This window comes from Marinomonas rhodophyticola, from assembly GCF_026113935.1.
GTDB lineage: Bacteria > Pseudomonadota > Gammaproteobacteria > Pseudomonadales > Marinomonadaceae > Marinomonas > Marinomonas rhodophyticola.
In genome coordinates this window covers 60,670-83,536 of sequence record NZ_JAPEUL010000012.1, presented here as the reverse complement: position 1 = coordinate 83,536, position 22,867 = coordinate 60,670, and the positions used below count along the sequence as shown (strand labels likewise).

General features: G+C 44.8%; 32 protein-coding genes and 1 riboswitch. Of the genes, 1 reads left to right on the top strand and 31 read right to left on the bottom strand.

Annotated elements, in window-relative coordinates; all coding sequences use genetic code 11:
- Positions 1-25 precede the first annotated feature (25 nt).
- The 21 genes from ONZ52_RS22355 to ONZ52_RS22275 all read right to left on the bottom strand — a co-directional run bounded on the left by ONZ52_RS22355 (position 26) and on the right by ONZ52_RS22275 (position 15,148).
- Positions 26-790, bottom strand: a complete 765-nt coding sequence (locus ONZ52_RS22355; RefSeq protein WP_265220828.1) for an allophanate hydrolase-related protein — start codon at positions 788-790, stop codon at positions 26-28.
- Positions 783-1,631 carry an amidase family protein gene (locus tag ONZ52_RS22350; protein ID WP_265220827.1) on the bottom strand — a complete coding sequence of 283 codons (849 nt, stop codon included), beginning with the start codon at positions 1,629-1,631 and terminating at the stop codon, positions 783-785. The genes ONZ52_RS22355 and ONZ52_RS22350 overlap by 8 nt, the downstream gene beginning before the upstream one ends.
- Positions 1,514-1,867: a hypothetical protein gene (locus ONZ52_RS22345; RefSeq protein WP_265220826.1), complete on the bottom strand. Its 354-nt coding sequence runs from the start codon at positions 1,865-1,867 to the stop codon at positions 1,514-1,516. The genes ONZ52_RS22350 and ONZ52_RS22345 overlap by 118 nt, the downstream gene beginning before the upstream one ends.
- Positions 1,864-2,328: an acyl-CoA carboxylase biotin carboxyl carrier protein subunit gene (locus ONZ52_RS24935; RefSeq protein ID WP_321160398.1), complete on the bottom strand. Its 465-nt coding sequence runs from the start codon at positions 2,326-2,328 to the stop codon at positions 1,864-1,866. Before ONZ52_RS24935 ends, ONZ52_RS22345 begins: the two co-directional genes overlap by 4 nt.
- Positions 2,276-4,753 (bottom strand): 5-oxoprolinase/urea amidolyase family protein, encoded by a 2,478-nt coding sequence (locus ONZ52_RS22340; protein ID WP_321160397.1) that lies wholly within the window; start codon positions 4,751-4,753, stop codon positions 2,276-2,278. Before ONZ52_RS22340 ends, ONZ52_RS24935 begins: the two co-directional genes overlap by 53 nt.
- Positions 4,731-5,090 carry an ATP-binding protein gene (locus ONZ52_RS24930; RefSeq protein WP_321160412.1) on the bottom strand — a complete coding sequence of 120 codons (360 nt, stop codon included), beginning with the start codon at positions 5,088-5,090 and terminating at the stop codon, positions 4,731-4,733. The genes ONZ52_RS22340 and ONZ52_RS24930 overlap by 23 nt, the downstream gene beginning before the upstream one ends.
- Before the next feature lie 50 nt (positions 5,091-5,140).
- Positions 5,141-5,539 carry a biotin carboxylase N-terminal domain-containing protein gene (locus ONZ52_RS24925; RefSeq protein ID WP_321160396.1) on the bottom strand — a complete coding sequence of 133 codons (399 nt, stop codon included), beginning with the start codon at positions 5,537-5,539 and terminating at the stop codon, positions 5,141-5,143.
- Between the two features lie 107 nt (positions 5,540-5,646).
- The gene (locus ONZ52_RS22335; protein WP_265220825.1) at positions 5,647-6,288 is read right to left on the bottom strand and encodes an urea amidolyase associated protein UAAP2; all 642 of its coding nucleotides are present in this window, start codon (positions 6,286-6,288) and stop codon (positions 5,647-5,649) included.
- Between the two features lie 2 nt (positions 6,289-6,290).
- A complete protein-coding gene (locus tag ONZ52_RS22330; protein WP_265220824.1) occupies positions 6,291-7,007 on the bottom strand; it encodes an urea amidolyase associated protein UAAP1 in 717 nt (238 codons plus the stop codon).
- Positions 7,004-7,273: a P-loop NTPase family protein gene (locus ONZ52_RS22325; RefSeq protein WP_265220823.1), complete on the bottom strand. Its 270-nt coding sequence runs from the start codon at positions 7,271-7,273 to the stop codon at positions 7,004-7,006. The genes ONZ52_RS22330 and ONZ52_RS22325 overlap by 4 nt, the downstream gene beginning before the upstream one ends.
- Before the next feature lie 20 nt (positions 7,274-7,293).
- The gene (locus ONZ52_RS22320; RefSeq protein WP_265220822.1) at positions 7,294-7,533 is read right to left on the bottom strand and encodes an ATP-binding cassette domain-containing protein; all 240 of its coding nucleotides are present in this window, start codon (positions 7,531-7,533) and stop codon (positions 7,294-7,296) included.
- On the bottom strand, positions 7,475-7,831 hold the full coding sequence (locus tag ONZ52_RS22315; RefSeq protein WP_265220821.1) for an ATP-binding cassette domain-containing protein: 357 nt from the start codon (positions 7,829-7,831) through the stop codon (positions 7,475-7,477). The genes ONZ52_RS22320 and ONZ52_RS22315 overlap by 59 nt, the downstream gene beginning before the upstream one ends.
- Entirely contained in the window at positions 7,828-8,646 is an 819-nt protein-coding gene (locus tag ONZ52_RS22310; protein WP_265220820.1) for an ABC transporter permease, read from the bottom strand. Before ONZ52_RS22310 ends, ONZ52_RS22315 begins: the two co-directional genes overlap by 4 nt.
- 63 nt (positions 8,647-8,709) lie before the next feature.
- A complete protein-coding gene (locus tag ONZ52_RS22305) occupies positions 8,710-9,762 on the bottom strand; it encodes a putative urea ABC transporter substrate-binding protein (RefSeq protein WP_265220819.1) in 1,053 nt (350 codons plus the stop codon).
- Positions 9,763-9,824: 62 nt separating this feature from the next.
- A riboswitch (guanidine-I (ykkC/yxkD leader) is annotated at positions 9,825-9,932 on the bottom strand.
- Between the two features lie 189 nt (positions 9,933-10,121).
- On the bottom strand, positions 10,122-11,012 hold the full coding sequence (locus ONZ52_RS22300; RefSeq protein ID WP_265220818.1) for a ZIP family metal transporter: 891 nt from the start codon (positions 11,010-11,012) through the stop codon (positions 10,122-10,124).
- 2 nt (positions 11,013-11,014) lie between these two features.
- A complete protein-coding gene (locus ONZ52_RS22295) occupies positions 11,015-11,617 on the bottom strand; it encodes a superoxide dismutase (RefSeq protein WP_265220817.1) in 603 nt (200 codons plus the stop codon).
- A 264-nt stretch (positions 11,618-11,881) separates the two neighbouring features.
- Positions 11,882-12,370: a GNAT family N-acetyltransferase gene (locus tag ONZ52_RS22290; protein WP_265220816.1), complete on the bottom strand. Its 489-nt coding sequence runs from the start codon at positions 12,368-12,370 to the stop codon at positions 11,882-11,884.
- 169 nt (positions 12,371-12,539) lie between these two features.
- Positions 12,540-14,201, bottom strand: a complete 1,662-nt coding sequence (locus ONZ52_RS22285; RefSeq protein WP_265220815.1) for a 3'-5' exonuclease — start codon at positions 14,199-14,201, stop codon at positions 12,540-12,542.
- A 432-nt stretch (positions 14,202-14,633) separates the two neighbouring features.
- Complete coding sequence (locus ONZ52_RS22280) at positions 14,634-14,777, bottom strand: DUF2442 domain-containing protein (RefSeq protein WP_265220814.1); 144 nt, start codon at positions 14,775-14,777, stop codon at positions 14,634-14,636.
- Complete coding sequence (locus tag ONZ52_RS25520) at positions 14,717-14,887, bottom strand: DUF2442 domain-containing protein (protein ID WP_428981199.1); 171 nt, start codon at positions 14,885-14,887, stop codon at positions 14,717-14,719. The genes ONZ52_RS22280 and ONZ52_RS25520 overlap by 61 nt, the downstream gene beginning before the upstream one ends.
- A 3-nt stretch (positions 14,888-14,890) precedes the next feature.
- Positions 14,891-15,148 (bottom strand): DUF4160 domain-containing protein, encoded by a 258-nt coding sequence (locus ONZ52_RS22275; RefSeq protein ID WP_265220813.1) that lies wholly within the window; start codon positions 15,146-15,148, stop codon positions 14,891-14,893.
- A 199-nt stretch (positions 15,149-15,347) separates the two neighbouring features.
- On the opposite strand from ONZ52_RS22275, the gene xylA reads away from it, so the two are divergent.
- Positions 15,348-16,667 carry a xylose isomerase gene (gene xylA, locus ONZ52_RS22270; protein WP_111606093.1) on the top strand — a complete coding sequence of 440 codons (1,320 nt, stop codon included), beginning with the start codon at positions 15,348-15,350 and terminating at the stop codon, positions 16,665-16,667.
- Positions 16,668-16,758: 91 nt separating this feature from the next.
- Here the strand turns inward: xylA and ONZ52_RS22265 are convergent, their stop codons facing one another.
- The 10 genes from ONZ52_RS22265 to ONZ52_RS22220 form a co-directional block, all read right to left on the bottom strand.
- Positions 16,759-17,199 (bottom strand): RbsD/FucU family protein, encoded by a 441-nt coding sequence (locus tag ONZ52_RS22265; protein ID WP_123096770.1) that lies wholly within the window; start codon positions 17,197-17,199, stop codon positions 16,759-16,761.
- Between the two features lie 45 nt (positions 17,200-17,244).
- Positions 17,245-18,309, bottom strand: coding sequence for an ABC transporter permease (locus ONZ52_RS22260; RefSeq protein ID WP_111606095.1), 1,065 nt, complete (start codon positions 18,307-18,309; stop codon positions 17,245-17,247).
- A 1-nt stretch (position 18,310) separates the two neighbouring features.
- Entirely contained in the window at positions 18,311-18,940 is a 630-nt protein-coding gene (locus tag ONZ52_RS22255; RefSeq protein ID WP_265220812.1) for an ATP-binding cassette domain-containing protein, read from the bottom strand.
- A complete protein-coding gene (locus tag ONZ52_RS22250; protein WP_265220811.1) occupies positions 18,921-19,304 on the bottom strand; it encodes a sugar ABC transporter ATP-binding protein in 384 nt (127 codons plus the stop codon). The genes ONZ52_RS22255 and ONZ52_RS22250 overlap by 20 nt, the downstream gene beginning before the upstream one ends.
- Complete coding sequence (locus tag ONZ52_RS22245; RefSeq protein WP_265220810.1) at positions 19,297-19,443, bottom strand: hypothetical protein; 147 nt, start codon at positions 19,441-19,443, stop codon at positions 19,297-19,299. Before ONZ52_RS22245 ends, ONZ52_RS22250 begins: the two co-directional genes overlap by 8 nt.
- Positions 19,430-19,837, bottom strand: coding sequence for an ATP-binding cassette domain-containing protein (locus ONZ52_RS22240; RefSeq protein WP_265220809.1), 408 nt, complete (start codon positions 19,835-19,837; stop codon positions 19,430-19,432). Before ONZ52_RS22240 ends, ONZ52_RS22245 begins: the two co-directional genes overlap by 14 nt.
- Positions 19,834-20,448: a DUF2291 family protein gene (locus ONZ52_RS22235; protein ID WP_265220808.1), complete on the bottom strand. Its 615-nt coding sequence runs from the start codon at positions 20,446-20,448 to the stop codon at positions 19,834-19,836. The genes ONZ52_RS22240 and ONZ52_RS22235 overlap by 4 nt, the downstream gene beginning before the upstream one ends.
- Before the next feature lie 56 nt (positions 20,449-20,504).
- A complete protein-coding gene (locus tag ONZ52_RS22230) occupies positions 20,505-21,446 on the bottom strand; it encodes a D-ribose ABC transporter substrate-binding protein (protein WP_111606098.1) in 942 nt (313 codons plus the stop codon).
- 273 nt (positions 21,447-21,719) lie between these two features.
- Positions 21,720-22,301, bottom strand: a complete 582-nt coding sequence (locus ONZ52_RS22225) for a substrate-binding domain-containing protein (RefSeq protein WP_265220807.1) — start codon at positions 22,299-22,301, stop codon at positions 21,720-21,722.
- A 165-nt stretch (positions 22,302-22,466) separates the two neighbouring features.
- Positions 22,467-22,802, bottom strand: coding sequence for a LacI family DNA-binding transcriptional regulator (locus ONZ52_RS22220; protein WP_265220806.1), 336 nt, complete (start codon positions 22,800-22,802; stop codon positions 22,467-22,469).
- Positions 22,803-22,867: the final 65 nt, after the last annotated feature.

Below are 22,867 nucleotides of genomic sequence, written 5' to 3'. Positions count from 1 at the left end.
AGGTGGGTGGCTTTGAAAAAAAAGACTATTCCAATGTAGCTAAATACGCTCGCCAACTATTTAAGTGCGTAATGTCTTTCGCGTTTTCCATGCCATAAGGTTCACAAATAAAACCTGCCACCTGACTGCCGTCTGCCAATCTGACTTTACCGATACCAAGGGGAGCTGGAATACCAGCGACGAAGCTGCCGAAGTTTGTCGTCGGTACAGACCAAACTTCGACATCGATCGCCGCCCCATTCGATTCGTCCAATAGCAATCCAGGACGCAGCGGTGGGCCGCCTGCCAAAGCATACATACGATAAACCGGCGCTGTGGTGGTTTTGCTTTTCAGCTTAGCGCCGCGTTCGGTTAATTGCCAGTTGAGCGGTTGGCCTTCTAAGTGGGCACCGCAAACCATCACATCGATGGTTTGATTATTACCCACTGGTGTCGTGTTGCTTGGCGTCGCCATTACTTCTAAAGCCCCTTTTTTAAGTGGAAGCGCTTGCTGAATGCGGTTAGCAATGGACATCAACATACGATCACTAAAAGTTGGCCCAACGAGCGTGATACCAAATGGCATGTCGTTCTCTGTCATCACTGTAGGTACGGCGATGGAAGCCAAGTCAATCAAGTTCATAAAGTTGGTGTAATAACCCAACTCACTATTTCGTTTAATCGGCTCCACTAGCATTTCTGCCACGGTAAAGTGACGACCTGCTGTAGGTGTCAGCAAACAATCGACCTGTGCCATTTGCGCTAGGCAAATTTGCTTCAAATCATTAATGCGATATTGTGCTTTAAACAATGATGTTGCTGGCGGTTTGCCGCCCTGGTGAGATGATCTCGCGTACCACAGGGAAAATCACGTCTGGGTTCTCATCGATTAATGGCTGAGTAGCAATATAACGCTCGGACACCCAAGGACCTTCGTACAAAAGTTGGGCGATTTCATCGAACGGCGCGTAGTCAATTTCTTGGAAAGCAAAGCCCTGTTCTTTCAATAACGCCAAGGTTTGCAAGTAGGCTTTTTCGTAGCTCTTGTCACCGAAGAATTTCAATTGATGAGCTGGAATCACGCCTACTTTCAAAGGGCCAGTACGTAAACCATAATGACGTGCTTGGTTATCAAATGGGTTCTGACGGCTATAGCCGTCTCTCTCATCAAAACCTTCTGCCGCCCCCAAAGCAATATTGGCATCGTCCGTGTTGTAGGCAAAAATCGTCATACAATCCAAACTACGACAAGCCGGCAACATACCTGTAGCCGATAACAAACCGATGCTCGGCTTCACGCCAACCAAGTTATTGAAGCAAGCTGGAATACGACCGGAACCAGCCGTATCTGTTCCCAAACTGAAACTCGCTAACCCAAGAGCAACAGCAACAGCGGATCCCGAGCTGGAGCCACCACTGATATAATCGTAATTAAAAGCGTTATGGCAAGCTCCATAAGGTGAACGTGTACCATTCAAGCCTGTGGCAAATTGGTCTAGATTAGTTTTACCTACTGGAATCGCCCCAGCATCGATCAACTGCTGTACCACTTGAGATGATTTTTTTGGCGTGTAAGCAAAGATTTCACAACCCGCAGTAGTGGGAATACCCGCCAGATCAATATTGTCTTTAATGGCAAAGGGAATCCCCATAAAGGGTGTGTGTCCATGTCTTTGTCTTTTAAAGCATCCAGCCAAACCGCTTGTTCCGATTCGGTTAATAGATGAATCCAAATATTGTGATCTTTATAATCAGCCGCGCGCTGACGAATGTCGGCCATCACGCTGGTTGGTGTTGCTATACCTGTTTTATAAGACTCACGCAAGGCGCTGAACCCCATGTCTAATGTGTTCTCACTTGTATTGTTAGTCGTCATACTGATGCTCATGCTTTTCCCTCCACTAATTCCGTCACTAATTCTTCTAGCACAACGATGGCCTGGCCGGCGTTGACGCGACTACCGTCTTTTAATAGCAAATCGGACACCACGCCAGACGATGTCGCATAAATAGGAATCTCCATTTTCATGGATTCTAAAACCACCAGAAGTTGCCCCGCTTTCACTTGATCACCTACTTTCACTTGGGTTTGCCATACGCTGCCGGAGACTGGGCTATCAACGACGGTAGCGTCTTCACTCCAAGTGATGTCTGTGGCGACGGCTTCACCTTCGTCCGTATCAAAATGGAATTGTCCATTGGCGTGCCAGCGCGCTAGCTCGTCTTCAAACGCCTGATTACGAATTTTTTTAAAGTCATCAATGCTGTCGCTGTTGTCATCGATAAACGCCTGATAGTCAGAAAGGGAAAAGGTGCTTTCTTCGATTCGTATTGAGGCTCTTATTTCCATGAAAAGTATCGTGCGGAAAATCTTTACGGATCTGATCAAGTTCTTCGTGACTCACTTCGTAAAAGCGAATCTGGTCGAAAAATCGCAATAACCAAGGTTTACTAAAGGCGCTGGTCAAACGGTAGCGATTCCACATTTGTAGCGTACGGCCGACAAATTGATAACCGCCCGGCCCTTCCATGCCATACACACACAAATAAGAACCACCGATACCAACCGAGTTTTCTGCCGTCCATGTACGCGCTGGATTATATTTAGTGGTCACGAGACGATGACGAGGATCCACCGGCGTGGCCACTGGCGCACCGAGATACACATCCCCCAAGCCCATGACTAAATAGCTCGCGCTGAACAAGATATCTTTCACATCGTTAATGCTGTCTAAGCCGTTAATACGACGAATGAACTCTAGGTTACTTGGGCACCAAGGCGCGTTAGAGCGCACGGATTGGGCGTATTTATCGATGGCTTCTTGGCAGGCTTTATCATCCCAAGACAGTGGCAAATAGACAGTTCTTGACGGCACGGTGAGTTCATCAAGCTGTGTGCTTAATGCTTGCTCCGCCGCTTCTAAATGGGCTAATAAATCGGTGTAACTCAGCTGTTGGCTGTCGTAATGAATCTGCAAGGAGCGAATTCCAGGCGTAAGCTCTCGCATGCCGTTTAACGGGTTCTGCTCTAACCATTGCATCAAGGCATGAGCACGAAAGCGCAGACGAATATCGAGCATTTGCTCGCCATATTCCACCAGCAAGAAATGATCGCCCGCCGCACGGTAGACAATTTCATCACCGAAACGGTCCGCCGATAAGGTTTTCAGAATCGGCGTCTGCACTTCACAAGAAAACTCACAAGGTGAAACAGCTTGTTCAAACGCCGATAGATTAGCTAAGCCTTCATTTTGCGAGGCTTCTAACACCACGGCGTCTTCCAAGGTCACAGGAATAAAACGGATTTTATCGCCTGCACGTAACTGACCAAGCTTCCACAAATCCGCCGTAATAACAGTCGCAGGGCAGACAAAACCACCAAGAGATGGACCATCTGGCCCGAGAATCACTGGCATGTCGCCCGTAAAATCGACGCTACCGAACGCATAAGCATTATCGTGAATATTCGATGGATGAAGCCCTGCCTCACCGCCGTTGTTACGTGCCCATTTGGGTTTCGGGCCAATCAAACGAACGCCCGTGCGGCTGGAGTTGTAGTGAATTTCCCAGTCTGTACCGAAGAACATCTCGATGTCTTCAGGGGTGAAGAAATCGGGCGAGCCATGAGGGCCGTAAATTACCCGCAATTCATGCTGATTGCCAAGTACTGGCATCAACTCAGCAGGCAAAGCACTAGAAGCTAGTGATCCCTGAGATTCAAGCACATGCAACACGTCACCCGTTTGAATAGCACGACCGTTGTGACCACCAAATTGCCCTAAGGTGAAGGTCGACTTTGAGCCTAAATAATCTGGGCAATCAAAACCACCCGCCACGGCTAAATACGCCCGCGCACCCTGCTCTTTGATTCGCCCCAAGGTTAACGTTTCACCCGCTTGTATGGTGACCACAGTATTTTGCTCGATGGCTTGTCCATCAATTTTCGCGTCAATCACTGCCCCACAAACCACAAGACAGGTTTCAAAGCTGAATTTTAAGCTTGGGCCTTGTAGAGTAATTTCCATGGCCGCGGCCGAATCCAGATTATTAAGCAAGCGATTCGCTAAACGGAAATGATAATTATCGAATGGGCCTGAAGGCGGTACGCCAACATTCCAATGATGTTGACGGCCAGGAAAATCTTGCAACGTGGTTTGAGTTCCTCCACTTAACACATCAATGCGTTTAGGTTGATAGACAAATGCATTAAGATAACGAGTGCTCACTTCACCACGTAACAACAGAGAATCAACAACCAATTGCTTGAGATAATCTAGATTGGTTTCTGTGCCATATAAAACGCAGTTTTCCAGCGTCGTTTTGAGTTTAGCAAAGGCGGCATCGCGATCTTCTTGATGAACGATGACTTTGGCGAGCATAGGATCAAAGTAAGGCGACACTTCAATGCCGGTTTCGATCCAAGAGTCGATGCGAACACCCGCGACAGCATCAGAATTAGTGTTAGCAAGCGGCCACTGAACCTGACTCAATAAGCCAGCACAAGGCTGAAAATCTTTATAAGGATCTTCCGCATACAAACGTACTTGTACCGCATGTCCATGTGCTTTAAGCGAAACACGTTTCTCTTCTGGCGCAAGGTCTTCGCCAGCGGCAAGGCGTATCATCCATTCCACCAAGTCTACGCCGTAAACCATTTCCGTCACGCCGTGTTCAACCTGCAAACGCGTATTTACTTCAAGGAAATAGAATTTATCAGTGTCCATATCATAGATAAATTCGACCGTTCCAGCATTACGGTACTGAACAGATGACAATAATAGTTCTGCGGTTTTGATGAAGCTGTTTACGCACGTCGTCGGTTAAATTTGGCGCGGGACACTCTTCGACGACTTTTTGGTTACGACGTTGGCTGGAACAATCTCGCTCGCCCAGAGCCAATGCACCGCCTTTACCATCGGCAAAAATCTGTACTTCGATGTGACGAGCGCGAGCAATGAACTTCTCTAAAAAAACACCATCGTCGGCAAAGTTATTAGCACCTAAACGACGTACGGAATCGAAGCTGTCTCTCAGGCCTTTCTCATCGTGGCATAAATGCATACCAATGCCACCACCACCCGCCGTACTTTTCAGCATCACTGGATAGCCAATCTGACTGGCTGTTTGGCAAGCACTTTCTAAATCAGTGAGCAGTTCAGAACCTACGGCGATAATGGCACCTTGGCTTTTTCGGCTAATTCACGTGCTCGATGCTTTAGGCCAAATTCAATCATTTGTTCAGCGGTGGGGCCAATAAACGCGACACCTTCTTCTTCACAACGTCGCACAAAGGACGCATTCTCGCTCAAAAAACCATACCCTGGATGAATCGCTTGAACACCAGACTGTTTGGCGATGCGCAGGATTTTCTCCATATCCAAATAGGTATCACTGGCACCACCTTCGCCTAAAGAAAACGCTTCATCTGCGCGTTTGACATGTAAGCTCTTCGCATCAGATTCAGCGTATACCGCCACCGAGCCTATACCCATGTTGTTGAGAGTACGAATAATACGTGTCGCGATAGCGCCACGGTTAGCAATTAAAACCTTGTTAAACATGGTTCAACCTTGGCGGGGCCGTCTAGGAGCGAGATAAACATCAGTGGCCGTCCACTGAGTTGATATAGACTATTGAAATAACGACAATTACCGTCTGAACAGATCCCTTAAGCATTCCAAACCAACATATCCACTGGCGTTGGGTTATAGCCGTTACAAGGGTTATTTAACTGTGGGCAATTGGAAATCAACACAATGACATCCATTTTAGCGATCATTTCCACGTATTTACCTGGTGCAGAAATACCGTCTTCAAAGGTCAAACCACCCGCTTCCGTAACAGGCACATTCATAAAGAAGTTGATGTTGTGGCTGATGTCGCGCTTCGATAAACCAAATTCTGGGTTTTCGGCAATCGCCAACATCCAGCTGTCTCGACAGGCGTGCATGCAGCGTTTTTCTAAGTCATAACGCACAGTATTGCTCTCGGTAGCACAAGCGCCGCCCAAGGTGTCATGGCGACCACAGGTATCAGCGACGATTTCCAACATGACATTGTTTTGATTGGAGCGGATTGCCGACCCAGCGGTTAAATACACATTACCTTGTTCACGAATCGTATCGGTGGCGCTGTAGCGTTCAGCCGGATCATTAGCGTTGTAAAACAAAGTATCCGCGGCTTGGTTGCCTTCTAAGTCAACAATTCGAAACGTAGAACCTGCTTTCACGACGCCGATAAAATAATCACCGGCATCCACGTGGTAAATCGCATTGGCGCTTTCTGCTTTTAATAGGCTTTCTTTGATCATGATTAGGCCCCCGCACCAAAGTAATAAAGTTCGTTATTGGCAAAACCCCGTTGATTTTCAGGGCGAGATATTTTGCAAAAGTCATCTTCTGCCACAGGCGCGGCTTTTTCCAACAAGACAAAAATCGGCTTTCTTGGGTAGTCTGTTGCTTTGCTCAATGGATGCGGACAAGTATGCAGTATTACCAAGGTGTCCATTTCAAAACGTAAGGTGACACTGGAACCCGCTGGGCTATTGCCCTCTACCAAGGACATATTGCCCTCGGCGTCGGTACCCACTCGGCTAAATAAGTTCAAATTCGCCACAATGTCGGCTTTGCTTAAACCGTATTTAGCCATTTCTACCAACATGGCATCGTGGCCATTTTGCATCCAATCATTACGATCATTTTGATAGTCACGTTTACCCCACTTCGATTCGATGTGTGAAGCATGACAGTTACCACTGACCGTCTCGTGCCAGCCAACAGTGTCTTCAATGATGGAAGCAAAAATACGCCCCATATCGGAATATAAACAATCACCTTTAGTGAGTTTAAAAGTATGTTGACCTTTTAAGGTGTCAGGTGCGTTGTAACGCTCCAGTACGTTTTCTGGGTTGTAAAACACCATGCCCACATTGGCCTCACCTTCCATATCCGTCAGAGTCATTTGCATTCCTCGACGCACACGAAGCGACCAATGACTGGCAGCGGGGATAAGGGTTTTGTATTTCTTCATAATGCAGTGTCCTCCGTATTCTGGTCAACATTGGAGAGCGGCCGAATACGTTGATCAATTTCGTCAAAAAGTGGCTCAGCCATATGGCCGACTGGTAAGTCATAGGTAATAGAAGCACCATAAGCATTTGGTGCATGAGGGTCATGGCGTAGTTTGTCAAACACCCATAAACGCGTTCCGAGGTAAAAGCCTTCTTTCAGATCATGAGTGACCATAAAAATAGTCAGCTTATGCTTGCGCCAAAGATCCAATACCAAGGTATGCATATCCGCTCGAATGCCAGGGTCTAACGCACCAAAGGGGACTCATCTAGAAGCAAAATACGCGGTTTACATATCACCGCTTGGGCAATAGCAAGACGCTGCTTCATACCGCCAGACAACTCATGGGGATAGCGATTTAAAGCATGACCAAGACCCACTTGCGCTAGCATTTCACTGGCTTCTTGCTTGGCGATTTTTTTCTCTTTACCAAACAAGTAACCAGTAATAGACGACTTTTGAAAACCTTTTGCCGCGATTGACATTTTCCAACACCGTCATGTGCGGGAAAACCGAATATTGCTGAAATACAATGCCGCGATCTGAACCTGGCTCATTGGGTATCGGCTTACCATCCAAAAGCAACTCGCCTTCAGTGGCCGATTCAATACCTAAGATCATTTTCAAAAAAGTACTTTTGCCACAGCCAGACGCGCCAACTAAAGTGACAAACTCTCCTTCTTGCACCCTGACATTGACACGCTCAAGAATAATATCTTGACCATAACGCTTGCCGATGTTGTTCGCTTGAATCATGGTTCTTGCTACTTTTTTCTCGCTCATGATTGCGCCTCCACACTCCAAGGAAAGAGTCGACGGTTTAATTTACTGAGCAGGTAATCCACCAGAAATGCCAGCAGTGTAATCCACGCCACATAAGGCAAAATCACATCCATAGACAAATAACGACGCACCAAAAATATTCGATAACCCAGCCCATCTGTTGACGCTATGGCTTCCGCCGCGATTAAAAACAACCACCCCGCCCCTAAAGACAAACGAATGGCATCAATCAGCTTCGGCATAATTTGCGGCAATACCACACGGATTAGAATCTGGCTGGTACTGGCCCCCAAGGTTTGTGCTTTCACCAGTTGCTCAGCTGGAATCTCCTGAGTACGTCGCTGGATATCTCGGGCAATAAAGGGCGTTATCCCTATTGCAATCAAGGTGATTTTTGACACTTCACCAAGGCCAACGACAATAAATAAAATCGGTAACAAGGCCAGTGGTGGCACCAGTGACACAACCGTAAGCAAAGGCGAAAAGCCCGCTGCAAAAATAGGCAAGGCACCCGTTAATACCCCAACAAACAAGCCAACAATGGCGGCAATCACGACCCCCAAAGCCAAACGCGTCAAGCTGCTTGCCGTGTCTTGCCAAAACAACAACTCACCAGAACGCTTACTGGGTTCAAATGCCATGCGATACATGGACTCTCCCATTTGGCTAAACGCTGGTAACAGTTTGTCGTCTGGATTAATAGCCAGCCGGGCATCTGAGTTCACCATATACACGAGGATGAGCAAGGCGAATGGCAATAATCCCAGTAAGATGACGTTCGTTCGATTCGGCTTATAATTTATGAGTTTTTTCATGCTTTTATCCCATGACGCTCCACTTAAACATCGTTAATTAAGCAGAGCGTTTACTTTGGATGATTAGAGTTGGCCGTCAGCAGCCATTTGCATGTAAGTGGGGTCAAAGCGAAGTTTGATATTGTCGGCGTTACCAAACACACCTGCTGATGTTTCAATACCAATGGCACCGGCATCTGGCGCGCCATCACCTAATAAACCATGGTCAAAAGAGAATTCCGCAACATGTTGCATGGTTGCCATCAATTCTTTGCTGTTTGTTAAAGCCAACGCGGATTGTGGGGTGTAAAACATTTTCGTGCTGGCAAGTTGTGCATCGTAGCCTTCTAAATCCGTTTCAGAGGCTTCCGCCATGGCAGTACGCGCATCAATCGCTGCTTGATCCGTACCACTCATTAACGCCATGACTTCATACCACGCACCCACCAAGGCTTTACCTAAATTAGGATTCGTTTTAAGCGTATCGGTATTAACGACCAGCATATCGATGATTTCACCAGGGATTTGTGAAGAGTCAAACACATTGTTTGAATTAGGCATGGACGTGATTTCGCTTAGCAAAGGATTCCAAGTCACCACGGACGTCACATCACGGGTTCCATAAATAGACACCATGTCAGCATCAGATGTGTTAATTACCTTCACATCGGACTCACTAAGACCCACAGAGTCCAAGGCACGAGCTAGCAAATAATGAGACACACTCAATTCGACCAAATTGACATTCTGCCCTTTAATATCCGCCAACTGGTTTTTATCTTTTAAGATAACCGCATCATTACCGTTAGAAAAATCCCCAACAATTAATGCCGTACTATCGATGCCACCCGCCGCCGGAATGGTCAGCGCGTCCATGTTCGTCATCGCACAGGCATCAAATTGGCCTGCGGTATATTGGTTGATGGATTCGACATAATCATTGATTTGCACCACATCGATGTCGATACCATATTTGTCGCCCCATTTTTTCACAATACCTTCTTGCGCCGCATAGGCCCAAGGCATCCAACCGACATAAATAGACCAACACACTTTAAATTTATCAGCAGCAAAGGTGTTTGCAGACAGGAGAAGCGTAAACAGTAGAACGGTTACTTTTTTTGCGGAATTTTTCATGGAAGCTACCTTTTCAGTTTGTTTAATTACACACGGAGTACCCTTGGCCATATCGCCATGTGGTCTCCCGGGCTTTTGTCCCGCCGTGTAACCTTGAAACTGTCAAGGTCGAAAGCTCTCGGACCAGTCATTTCGATAAGATCGAAATCGGAACCCTAGCTCTCTATTGATAATCTAAATTGTAATGTTCGACTTTCCAAGGGTACGAACATTTTTGATGTAGCAGATTGTGTGCCAGTTATACAGAACGCTTTATTTTAAAGGCCCAAGGCATTTTTTTGACACCACCAGTCACTAACAAACAACAAAAAATGGGCCAAAAAAGCCCATTTCGTCATTAGTGCACCACTTTTATGCAATCAAGCCAACGCCGTATCTAACAGCATCATAAGCACAAAACCCAACATTAAGCCTTTTGTTGCCGCCAACTCATGACCTTGACGATGAGATTCAGGAATCATTTCATGACTGATCACAAACAACATAGCACCAGCCGCTAAAGCCAACCCTAAAGGCAACAATACGCTAGATTCCCCCAACACCACCGAACCAATAACGGCCATAACAGGCTCCGTCAAACCTGACAGCACAGCAATACCCACCGCCAATAAACGGCTGTAGCCCACGGCTAACAACGCCATGGCAACCACTAATCCTTCAGGAATATCCTGAATCGAGATACCTGTTGTCAACGCTGTAGCCGCCGACACATTACCACTGGCAAAAGACGCACCTATCGCCAAACCTTCCGGGATATTATGCAGAGCAATGGCAAAAACAAATAACCAGCTGCGCCGCAAAGTCTGACCACGTAACCTGTCTTCCTCTTTAATAAAATGTTGGTGTGGTACAAGCCGTTCCAACACCAACATAAATGCGCCACCAAGCAGAATTGCCACCCCAACAGAGCTGGAGCTATACCATGGCGAAGCACCACTGCCTTCCAACAACGCCAAAGCAGGGATAATCAGAGAGAACATACAAGCCGCCAACATTACCCCAGCACCAAACCCCAGCATAACGTCATGCAATTTTTGCGATAAGCGATGCAGAAACAAAGCAGGCAATGCGCCCATAGCCGTCGCCGCTGCCGCCACAACACCCGCATAAAAAGCATAACGCACCTGAGAATGTTGTTGTAACAACACCACAAACTGATCGATGGCGGTGTAAGCACCTAGTACTAAAATGATGCTTCCGATCCACTTTCTCACGCGGATCTTAGGTAACGACAACAGAGTCAACTTCATGCTTACTCCTGAAACCACACAGCGACTTGCGACCAGTTGATGACATTAAAAAATGCCGCAACGTAGTCAGGACGTTTATTTTGATACTGCAAATAATAAGCGTGTTCCCAAACATCCAAGCCTAAAATCGGTGTCAATCCATCAATCAATGGGCTGTCTTGATTGGCGCTGCTGGTCACCTGCAATTTACCTTGCTGATCTTTCACCAACCAAGCCCAACCACTGCCAAATCGGCTCAATGCCGCCTTAATAAACAGTTGTTTAAATTCTTCAAAACTACCAAAGCTTTGCTGAATCGCGTCTGCTAATGGTCCTTGTGGCTCCCCACCCCCTTCTGGTGACATCACCAACCAAAACAAACTGTGATTCGCATGACCACCACCATGATTGCGCACCGCCCCCTGAACGTTTTCTGGCAATGACGCAATCTCGCGCAACAAACGCTCAAGAGACCAATCCGCATAAGCTGTTCCTTCTAGAGCAGCATTTAATCCATTCACATAAGTCTGATGGTGACGACTGTGATGAATCTCCATCGTCAACGCATCAATGTGCGGCTCTAAAGCGGTATAAGCGTAAGGCAATTCGGGTAAGGTAAAAGGCATCTTATTCTCCAAAATAGATAACGATAAGAAGAATCATTATTATTTCTATTAATAGAAAATGCAAATCCTATTTTTTTACGCTCGCGGCGAGAGCTCGACTCTTTACGGATTTTTATGCCACCGCCTCAGAAATAAAGGCCAAGGAAATTCAAGTCTAAACAGACAATGATTTATAGGGAAAAATAACGTTGAGGATACAAGGATCAGCGCTGAGCAACGCAGCGCTTGAAGCAATCAGAGTTGAACGCAGATACAAAACCAGCGCTATGGCATTGTCGCTTGATCTATTCTCTTGACCATATTCACACTGACCGTTTCATAACCCATTTTAGCGTACAACTTTTGGGCCGCGTCATTATGAGAAAACACATGCAAGCCAATATTGACGATATTGTGCGTTGCGGCGAAGTCTTCGATTTCCTTGAGAGCAAGCTTGGCATAGCCCTTGCGGCGATGTTCTGCCTTGATTTCTAAATCGTAAATAAACACCGTACTCGTAGTACTACTGTTCTCTAACGACAGCCATATCATACCGACTGTTTCGCTCTCTTCTGGTACTCTCATTTCAAAAAAATGATTGTTGTCCGTGTCGATTCCACGCGGTAACAATCTTTCTATATCTCGTCTGGCTCGGGACAATGATCCTGTTTTCTGCCAACGACCAGACTCTACATTTTCTCGCGCATACTGCACAATCAACTCTTCAATATAAGAAGCAAAAAAGGCTTTTGACATAGACACTAAAAAAGACATAACCACTCCGATTCATACTAGACGAAAACAAACTTGCCTGTTCAGTATTCATCATTTTCACAAAAACAGAAGCATTATTTGCAGCATTTAATCACCAAGTAAAACCCAATCCCTTGCTATGACTGGCTTCTAAAGGTGGGTGGCTTGGTATTCTTTAATTTGTTGTTGATTAGTAATCACCTGACCATGCCTTCTCTCCATCAAGGCTCCAACTATTTAAAATAGTTATGTTTTGTGCATCCAGAAGATGATAAGCAGTAATGGTGATTTTTTTATCATGCTCAACCACTGTTAGAATTGATGAGTATCCTTGTAATCCCAGAGCAAATAACCTTTTCAGTGTGCTTTTTGGGTGGGTGATTATAAAAGCAATGCTATCTCTGTCGCTGTTATGAAAAATTGGCAAACACTCTAAGTCTTCATATATCTTTGCGTTAATAGCAATTGAAGGAAAATAGCACATGCCATCTACAACATTATTTGTAGCTTTATTTATACTTGATAGAGCAATCGTTGCATTTAATTTTAAGTATTTATTTGGATTGGTTTTCTTTAATTTCAACATACCCAATCTATTGCTCAACTCTCCCATGGATATTGGCAGCCGCATATCAGGTTCACCAATATATTGAACTTTTAACGTCTTTCCTTTACGAGTATTTTTTACAAAAACCCTTGTTCCTTCTTTTTTAAGCATCCTCTTTAGAGCCTTTGAACGGATGCCAATAATATCGTTCCCATATCGGTCTATGAGACGATCAAAAGCAAAGATATTTGAATTAGGCGATAAAAATAGAGTATCACCATCGTCCAGTCGATCTATAGTGTTTAGATCAATCGATGCAAAGTCACGTAGAAGAGATTTATGATTACTTGTAAGATCAAGCAGCTTATTGAATACATCAATGGTAGTAATAGTATCAGAAAAAGAACGATGTGTTTCTAGCTGTTTAATGTTAAGCCGTTCGCAAACTTTTTCAAGTCGAGGCCATCTTTCGTAATCAAGAACAGATTGACTCCACTTCATTACACAGAATCTTTTGTTAGTTTTCAGCCCAATGGTTTGAAATAGCATTTGACAATCAAAGTCTACATTAAACGATATTATCGTTTTCCCTTCCAACAATTTAAGTAAGATCGCTTTCGCTGACTCTATCGGCATTCCATTAGAAATTTGTTCATCAGTTATACCGTGTACAGCCCTAGCTTGTGCATTACAGGTAACTTTTGAGCTTAGTATTGAGTCAAAAACAACTTGTTTATCATGCGTGCATATTGATATTTCAATAATTTCATCATTACTAGAAAGGCCTGTAGTTTCGGTATCCAGCCAAAGACAATTTTTAGCCTTTATTTCTTCAAGCACTTCACTAATTGAAATATTTTCACCAAGAGCACTAATTTGGCAAACTTGTTGCGGCATGCTATTTCTAGTTTTTGGATTTATCTCTTCAAACACTTCACTAGTTGAAATACTTTTATCAAGAGCACTGACAAGGCCAACTTTTTGCTTTATGCCACTTCTATTTTTTGGATTTATTTCTTCAATAATTTCACTAATTGAATTGTTTTCAACACTGATACTAACTGGACTATTTTTCTTAAAATTAATTTCTCCAGGAATGAATGGAGTTATTTTTTTGGAACAATTTCTACATATCTCAATATTTTTTTTATCTATAAAAAAATGATACGTTTTTTGACGTTGAATATTTAAAGGTTGGCCGCATGAACCACACTTTCTTGCGTTAGGCATTTTAATTAACAACCATAAACATAGAGGGATCCATATAATTGCCATAAAAATAATGATAACTTCATTTCCATCCATAATCGTCCTTCAATTTTTTTGGATTCTTCTCTTTTAAAAATCGCACACGCTTCAATCTCGATGGAAACTTCCTATAAATTAAAACCAACTATTCGGTTTAAACAACTAAAAGTCATCAATTTTAATAAAAGTTACTTAAAGAGTTCATACAGTTTCGAGGTGAACTCTTGATACTTTAATTAATTCACACTGACTGATAATTTCATACCTCACACCCTCAACCTTAGCAACAGAGCTAGCAGATTTTTAGATTCAATATAAGCCAAGATTACACCTACTAACGAAACCAATTGACCCGATGACTGAAAAAATAACTTCACAACTATTTCAGTCACTCAAATTAATCTCTTTTTCCTCTGCTTCCTATTTTTAAGAATAGGATTAAGACTGAACAAAAAATTTAAAATGTGACTGTTTAAACTCAAATTTATATTAAAACGCACTACTCTGCTTTTTCTGCAATACCTTTAAAAACTCTGGTGCTAAATCTGCGCCGTTAGGCCAAACAATAGTCTCTAGCTCTGGATCGACAGAGACATTCTGAAACTCGGCCAAATCTTTAAGAGGTTCGAACATCGAGCCTTTGAGAACTCATTGGCCAAATCCACTTCTCCTGAGGTTCCATCATCAAAGGCAATCCACAACTTATAGCCTGATAAATATTTAGCGGACGTAATATGCAGCATTGTTTACTCCAATGGGGCAATGTCATTTAGAGGTTCACCCGCTTTCGCGCGAGACCAATTCTCTTCTAGTTCTGCTTGATGCATTGCAATCCATTCTTGAACAAAAGCAGATGCACGTTTCGGTAGACTCCCTTCAAGTATCCTCCCATCAAATGCGAATAACGCTTCATACCCTGAATACTTCGCATGGAAGTGTGGTGGATTATGATCATTAAAATACATAGCAATCAATATACCGTAAAAACGACTAATAACTGGCATTCCTTTGCCCTCCGTAATAATTGTTCCCTAATCTTATTACAACTTCCCCGATCGGAGCAAAGCCATTAACCCATACAACTCCACACAAAATGCCCAACAAATTCAATAACGCGCTCAGAAAATTTCGTAATTGATGCTCCAGTCTAAAAAATCAATGATTCGTAGGGACAAAAAATAACAATAGTCAGGAGTTTTTAAAATGAGCGAATTTTTCAAAACCGTGCCATTTATCAAGTACGAAGGCGCGAGTTCAAACAACCCATTTGCGTTCAAACATTACGATGCGAACAAGGTGTTGATGGGGAAAACCATGGCGGAGCATTTACGCGTGGCGGTATGTTATTGGCACACGTTCTGTTGGCAAGGCAGCGATGTATTTGGCGCAAATACCTTTGATCGTCCTTGGTTTAAAGCGGATTCAGAAATGGCAGCAGCAAAGCTAAAAACCGATGCTGCCTTTGAGTTTTTCACTAAACTGGGTGTGCCCTATTACAGCTTTCACGATGTGGACGTCAGCCCAGAAGGCCGCACGATCAAAGAGTACATTAATAACTTCGCGCAAATGGTTGAGGTTCTTCAGGCCAAGCAAGAAGCCACTGGCATCAAGCTATTGTGGGGCACGGCGAATGCTTTTTCCAATCCAAGATACATGTCTGGCGCAGCGTCCAATCCGAACCCTGAAATCTTTGCTTACGCAGCGACTCAGGTATTTCATGCGATGAACGCCACCAAAGCCCTTAAAGGCGAAAACTACGTTCTGTGGGGCGGCCGTGAAGGTTATGAAACCCTATTGAATACCGATCTAAAACGCGAACGCGCTCAGCTTGGCCGCTTCATGCAAATGGTGGTTGAGCACAAATACAAAATCGGTTTTGAAGGCACCTTGTTGATCGAACCAAAACCCGCGGAGCCAACCAAGCATCAGTACGATTACGATACGGCGACGGTGTATGGCTTCTTAAAAGAGTTTGGTCTTGAAAAAGAGATCAAGGTCAACATCGAGGCCAACCACGCGACCTTGGCAGGTCACAGTTTCCACCATGAAATTGCCACGGCTTGCTCATTGGGTATTCTTGGCTCTGTCGACGCCAACCAAGGCGACGCGCAATTAGGCTGGGATACAGACCAATTCCCAACTAGTGTGGAAGAATACACGCTGGTTACTTATGAAATTCTAAAATCGGGCGGTTTCAAAACGGGCGGCTACATGTTCGACACCAAGTTACGTCGTCAATCGATGGATCTGGAAGATTTATTCCACGGTCACATTGGCGCCATGGACACCTTGGCCCTGTCATTAGAACGGGCGGTGAAAATGATCGAAGATGAGAAATTGGCGAACTTTGTAGATCAACGCTATGCGAAATGGAATGACACCTTGGGTGCCGATATTCTAGCGGGCAAACACACATTGCAAGATCTTGCGGAATACGCCGAGAAAAACAACATCGATCCTAAGCCAGTGTCTGGTCGTCAAGAGATGCTAGAAAACATGGTGAATGGCTATATTTTTAAATAGGTTCATTCGTAAGAGCTGAACCAATAAAGACAAAAAAACACAGGCCAACGAAAGCTGGCCTGTGTTTTTTATGACTTGGTTTTACGAAAAATTAAGAAAAGATCACGCCTTTTTTCAATAGAAAGCAGCCGTAACCTCGCCCTTCGCCAGTCACAACAAAAGCGTAGGCTTTTTTTGCTGCGTCATAAAAAGCAAAACGCTCTAACGACCCCATTTCCGCATTGTCACTGTCAGCCGCTTTTAAAACAGCGGCGAATTCTTGCTGCACTTCTGGCATCACAGATTCGTCTTCGCCCACCACTTGCATACGAGTCACAGGCTGCTCAACAAAGGTATCCAACGGCAGTACCGATAAAATTGCCTTAGCGGCTTGAATGACGTTCACACCATCTAAACGAATAACTGGTTTTCCAGCCGCCATCGAAGCCGCTGGAAAATTACGATCAACCAAAACGATGTCATCACCGTGACCCATAGTACGTAACACGTTCAGTAATTCACCACTTAGCAAAGGATCTATATTTTTTAGCATGTTTTTTCCCTAATCACAGATAGGCTGAAAGCAAATATTGATAATCTATTTTTGCTGCACGATGGCGGCTTTATGCTGTAAGCGGCTTTGTTTTTGGTCGATGATGACAGCAAGAATAATCACCACACCTTTAATCACCATTTGCCAAAATTCGCTCACGCCCATCATCACCAAACCATCGGCTAAAATACCAATCACGAAAGCGCCAATCAGCGTACCCATAATGGTGCCGCGACCACCAGCCAATGAGGTTCCACCTAATACCACGGCGGCAATGGCGTTCATTTCAAAAGAGACACCCGTTGCTGGATGACTAGCCACCAACTGTGAAGACACCACAATGCCCGCAATCGCCGCACAAAAACCAGAAATGGTGTAAACCCAAACTTTGACACTGCGCACTTTCACACCAGACAATTCGGCAGAATGTTCGTTATCCCCAATGGCAAACACGTGACGACCAAATTGCGTTCTTTTGGCGATGTAGGCAATCACGCCGGCAAGGATAAACATCATCCAAATGGCGTAAGGTAAACCCAAGAGTTTCGCAGAACCAATTAACTCAAACCCCGTATTGCCCAGCTGTTCATTACCGGATAAACCCGTAAAGGTTTCACCACCAGACAACAACATGGACGCGCCACGCACAACATACATGGTGCCCAAGGTACAAATAAAAGGCGCGACGTTATAACGGGTGATCAAAATACCGTTAACAGCGCCTATCAAACCACCGATAACCAAAACGATAGGAACAATCAGCCAAACGCTAGGAAAAATGGCGATGCCAAACATCGGCAAGACGATTCCCTTAGTAATCAGCCAACCCGCAACCATGCCACAAAATCCCAGAATCGCACCAATAGAAAGGTCGATACCTGCGGTGATAATAACGAAGGTGATACCAAGTGCCAAAAAGGCGTTGATGGCAATGTGCTTCACCATGATGATCACGCTACTCGCCGCCAAGAAACCCGGTACCATAAAGGTGAAGAAAGCGAGGATTAAAAACAACGCAATAAAGGTGCGCATTTTTAACGCCAGTAATAACAGACTTTCGCCAGAGAAAACCGACGATGGTTGAGACGCCATATTTTGAGAAATTTTCATATTAAAGTCCTTGCGCGCTTGCTGACACAAGTGCAGATTCTGTGGCTTCAGATCGAAGTATATTGGCGGTTAGTTTGCCTCCGGACATCACCAGAATGCGATCAGAAACCGCCATGATTTCTTTCAGGTCAGAGGTTGAGAACAACACGCCGATTCCCTGCTCTGAAAGTGTCACCATCATGTTAAACACGTCGCCCTTGGCACCGATATCAATGCCACGCGTTGGCTCATCCAATAACAACACTTTCGGACTGGTTAACAAGGTTCGACCAATCACCACTTTTTGTTGGTTACCACCGCTCAATGCGCGTATTTCAATATCAGGAGACGATACCTTGATGGATAAATCGCCAATAGCGGACGTCACCGCCTCGGCTTCGGCTTTTTCATCGATGGAAAAACGATGCTTAAGTCGACGCCACAAGCTCGAAATCGTCATGTTATTGCTCACTGACGAAATGGGAAAAATACCGTTCTTTTTTCGATCTTCTGGTACCAAACAAATGCCCAATTTAATGCGTTCGCTGGTGTCCATTTTCGCAGGCACTTTATGCCCCGCAATCTTCACGTCACCTGAGTATTCTTGCAAACCAAGCAGACATTCCATTAGCTCAGTTCGACCCGCTCCCATGAGCTCCATACACGCCCACAATTTCACCGGATTTCACATTCATCGACACGTCATCAACCAAGGTATGACCCATTTCGTTGATCAGCTTAATGTTTTTGACATTGAGCACCGGTTCGCCAAATTCACGACCTGGTTTTAAGAAAGTAGACACCGGATCGCTACCCAGCATTTCTCTGACGATCCACGGCACATCGATGTCTTTGACCTGCGCTTCAGATTGGAAATACCCATCGCGTAAAATCGTAATGTAATCACCAATCGCCATCAGCTCTTCTAAGCGATGGGAGATATAGATGATAGAAACACCTTGAGCGGTTAAATCTCGAATCACTTTGAAAAGCAGCTCGACTTCGGTTTTACTCAACGCCGAAGTGGGCTCCATCCAAAATCAGCACATCGGCTTCATCGGCCAAGGCTTTGGCGATTTCAATCAACTGCTGCTGACCAACTTTCAAGTTAGACAGTAATTCAGATGGCGCAATGTCTTGATCAAGACGCGCCATGAGTCTCAGCAGTCACTCGATGTTGCTCCGCTGTGTCTAGCGGCAGCAGGCCTCGCTGTTTTTCCCGTCCCAAGAAAATATTTTCCGCCACCGTGAGGTTGCCAAACAGATTCAACTCTTGATGCACCATGCCAATGCCTTTGGCAGCAGCGTCCCGTGTGTGCTGAAAAGACACGGCTTCATCGTTGAGATAAATAGTACCCTTGCTTGGCTGCTGAACACCCGCCAGAATTTTCATCAAGGTGGATTTACCCGCGCCATTTTCGCCTATGATGACGTTCACCTTGCCACGATAAACTCGGTAATCCACTTCGTTTAACGCGATAGTGCCTGGGTAAATCATGGAGATTTTTTCAGCGCGAATGACGATGTCTGCGTTAGCTTGGCTCATCATTTGCCTCCACGAGTAATCTGTATTGGCACAGCATCACTGATGACGTTTTGATCTATGGTAATCGCAGCAATAACAGAAGCTGTTTCACCGACCCAGCTAGCATCTGGTTCACCAATAGCCGCCATAGCGCGATTGTTCAACTCTCGGGAGATTTGAGCGAAACGAATTTGGTTTTTAAAATCATCAAACAACACATATTGAGAGGCATCACGAATCGCATTACCTTTGATGATGCGACCAACTTGCAGATCGATATTGGTATCGCCTACTTTAAGCTTAACCACGCCTTTCATTTTGCCTAAATCCACGCTTTCGATGGTGCCATCTAAACGCACAAAAAAGCTTTGCTTGGTGTTAATTTGCTGCGCATCCAACTGGGACTTAATGCTTTCCCACGGGGTGAATGCTTGTGTTGCTTCAGGCAAGACTTTTGGCTGCCAAAGCTGATCGGCTACTTCCGACAAAGTAAAGTCTGCAAAGCTAACCACGGCATTTGGATCTTTAGGGATAATAGGATTGCCTTCAGCATCTAAGTCCGTAACAGTACAGGCTGTCAGCAGATTAAGGCAGGCAATAAGCCCGATACATTGAAAGAGTTTTTTATAAGACATAATGATACCCAAAGAGCCGGAGCCCTCATAGGCGAGGACTCCGAGTCAGGTTGTTATTATTTGAGCGCGAAGTTACTTAGGTTTTTCGCATTAGAACCATCAATCAATACACAATCCATGAGTTGTTTTTCTGGCAATCCTGTTGAGCCTGTACGAATGTAAAGATCGGCTTGTTCCGCAACGCGCTGTGCTTGAGCGTAGGCTGGTTGCATAACGGTTGCTTTGATGTTGGAGCCTTTTAGAATCGAATCACGTGCGTAATCTAGACCATCAAAACCCACGATGAAAACATCCTTACGGCCCGCAGCTTGAAGTGCTGCTTCGGCACCCAAGGCCATAGAATCATTCCCAGTGAACACACCTTTAATGTTTGGGTTCGCTTGTAAAATCGATTCCATACGACTAAACGCTTCAGTTTGGCTCCAGTTGGCAGACTGACGAGCCGCCATTTTGAACTCAGGGAAGTTATCAACGATATCGTGGAAACCTTCACTACGTACTTGCGCGTTAGTATCGGACTCTGGCCCTACTAGCTCAACGTATTCACCGCCTTCGCCCATTAATTCGACAAACTTCTCACCAGCAAGCTGAGCGCCTTGGAAGTTATTCGATACGATTTGCGTGACAGCGATACCGGTTTTATTGATTTCACGGTCGTATAGGAAAGCTGGAATGCCGGCTTTTTTCAAACGCTCTAGCGATCCAATACTGGCGTCTGCGTCCGCATTATCCAAAATCACCGCTTTGGCTTGACGAGCAATGGCTGTTTCAATCAATTGGTTTTGTTTGTTTACATCACCGTCATGAGACGCCACCAAGGTGTCATAACCCAATTCTTTGGCTTTCGCATCAGCGCCTTCGGCACCGGCTTTAAAAAATGGATTGTCGTGGGATGGGGTAATAATGGCGATCAAACCATTGCTAGCTAAAACGCTGGTGCTAGCCAAGGTCAGTAATGTCGCAGCAAGGCAAGATTTCAAGAAGGTTTTCTTTTTCATTGTATGTCTCCGGTATGCTTATTTTTATTAAAATATATCGAATAGCAAACGATTGCGTAATCGTTTGCTATTTTTATCTTAAGCATATGGAGCTTGTCAATGAATTCTTGACCGATAAGAAAAAAACCCTATTTATCAAACAGTTAAGACACTAAAACATGAATATCTGGTGTAATTTAACGACAAACAATCAAGCGACTGAATTATAAGGACTTTTCTCTATAAAAAGACTTCCAACAAGCCCTATTCTCAATCTTAAAACGCGTTTTTCATCTAGAATCGAGCAGAGAGTCCCCAACAATCTGAAAGGAAAATACACAGAAAATAACAAGACATTGGCGCTATATTGTCGATACAGCAGCGACCGACGAACGAACCACTAGGTTGGGACTCCAACATGATCATCTTGCCTTCTTGGCGCGGATTCTCAATCCGCTCAATCATGGTACTGATTGCCAACTCGGCTAATCGCTCTTTAGGTTGATTAATGGTGGTTAACGGCGGGCTAAAATAGGCAGAATACAGGCAGTTATCATAACCAATGACAGACAATTGCTGCGGGATCTTAATACCAGACAATTGCGCTTCGCTCATGGCCCCCATTGCCATGGCATCGTTACCGATAAACACCGCACTTGGCAAACTCGCACAAGATAACAATTGGCGCATCCCTAATTTACCGCCTTCAAATTCGAAGTCAGATTCAATCACCCAGTCGTCTTGAACGACCAGATTTGCTTGCTCCATGGCTTCAATGAAACCGTCTAAACGCTGCTTCGCGGGCAACTTTTCTAACGGGCCACCAATGTAGGCAATGCGTTTATGACCTTGCTCAATAAGGTGCTGAATAGCCAAATGCGCGCCTTTTACTGAGTTGTCTTGAATGCGATCAACATAGTCATCAGAGGAGTACCCAATCCATTACCACCATAGGCAAATTACGCTGGCCAATCAAAGAGCTAAACAGCGAATCGTCATAGGCGGAACACATGACCAAAATACCATCAACACGTTTTTGCGTTAGCATGCGTAGATAAGAATTGGTTTTTCTAGCTCGCCATCGGTATTACAAAGCACAAGGTTGTAACCTTCTCGGTAACAACACTTCTCTACTTCGTTGACCAATTCGGCGAAAAAGGGATTCAAGGTGGTGGTGACTAACATGCCAAGGCTTTTGGTATTTTTTACCTTTAAGCTGCGTGCCACGGCACTGGGCGCATAGTTGAGTTCTTCAGCGGCTTGGAGAACCCGTTCTTGTGTCGCTTTCGCCACAAAGCGCGTTTTATTCAAAACATGAGAGACTGTCGTGGTCGATACACCAGCCCGTAACGCAACGTCTTTGATGGTCGCAGACAAACTTATACTCCCCTTTCATGAACGATCTTAATTAGATGTAAAGCTCGCCAAGTTTTCCAAATAAA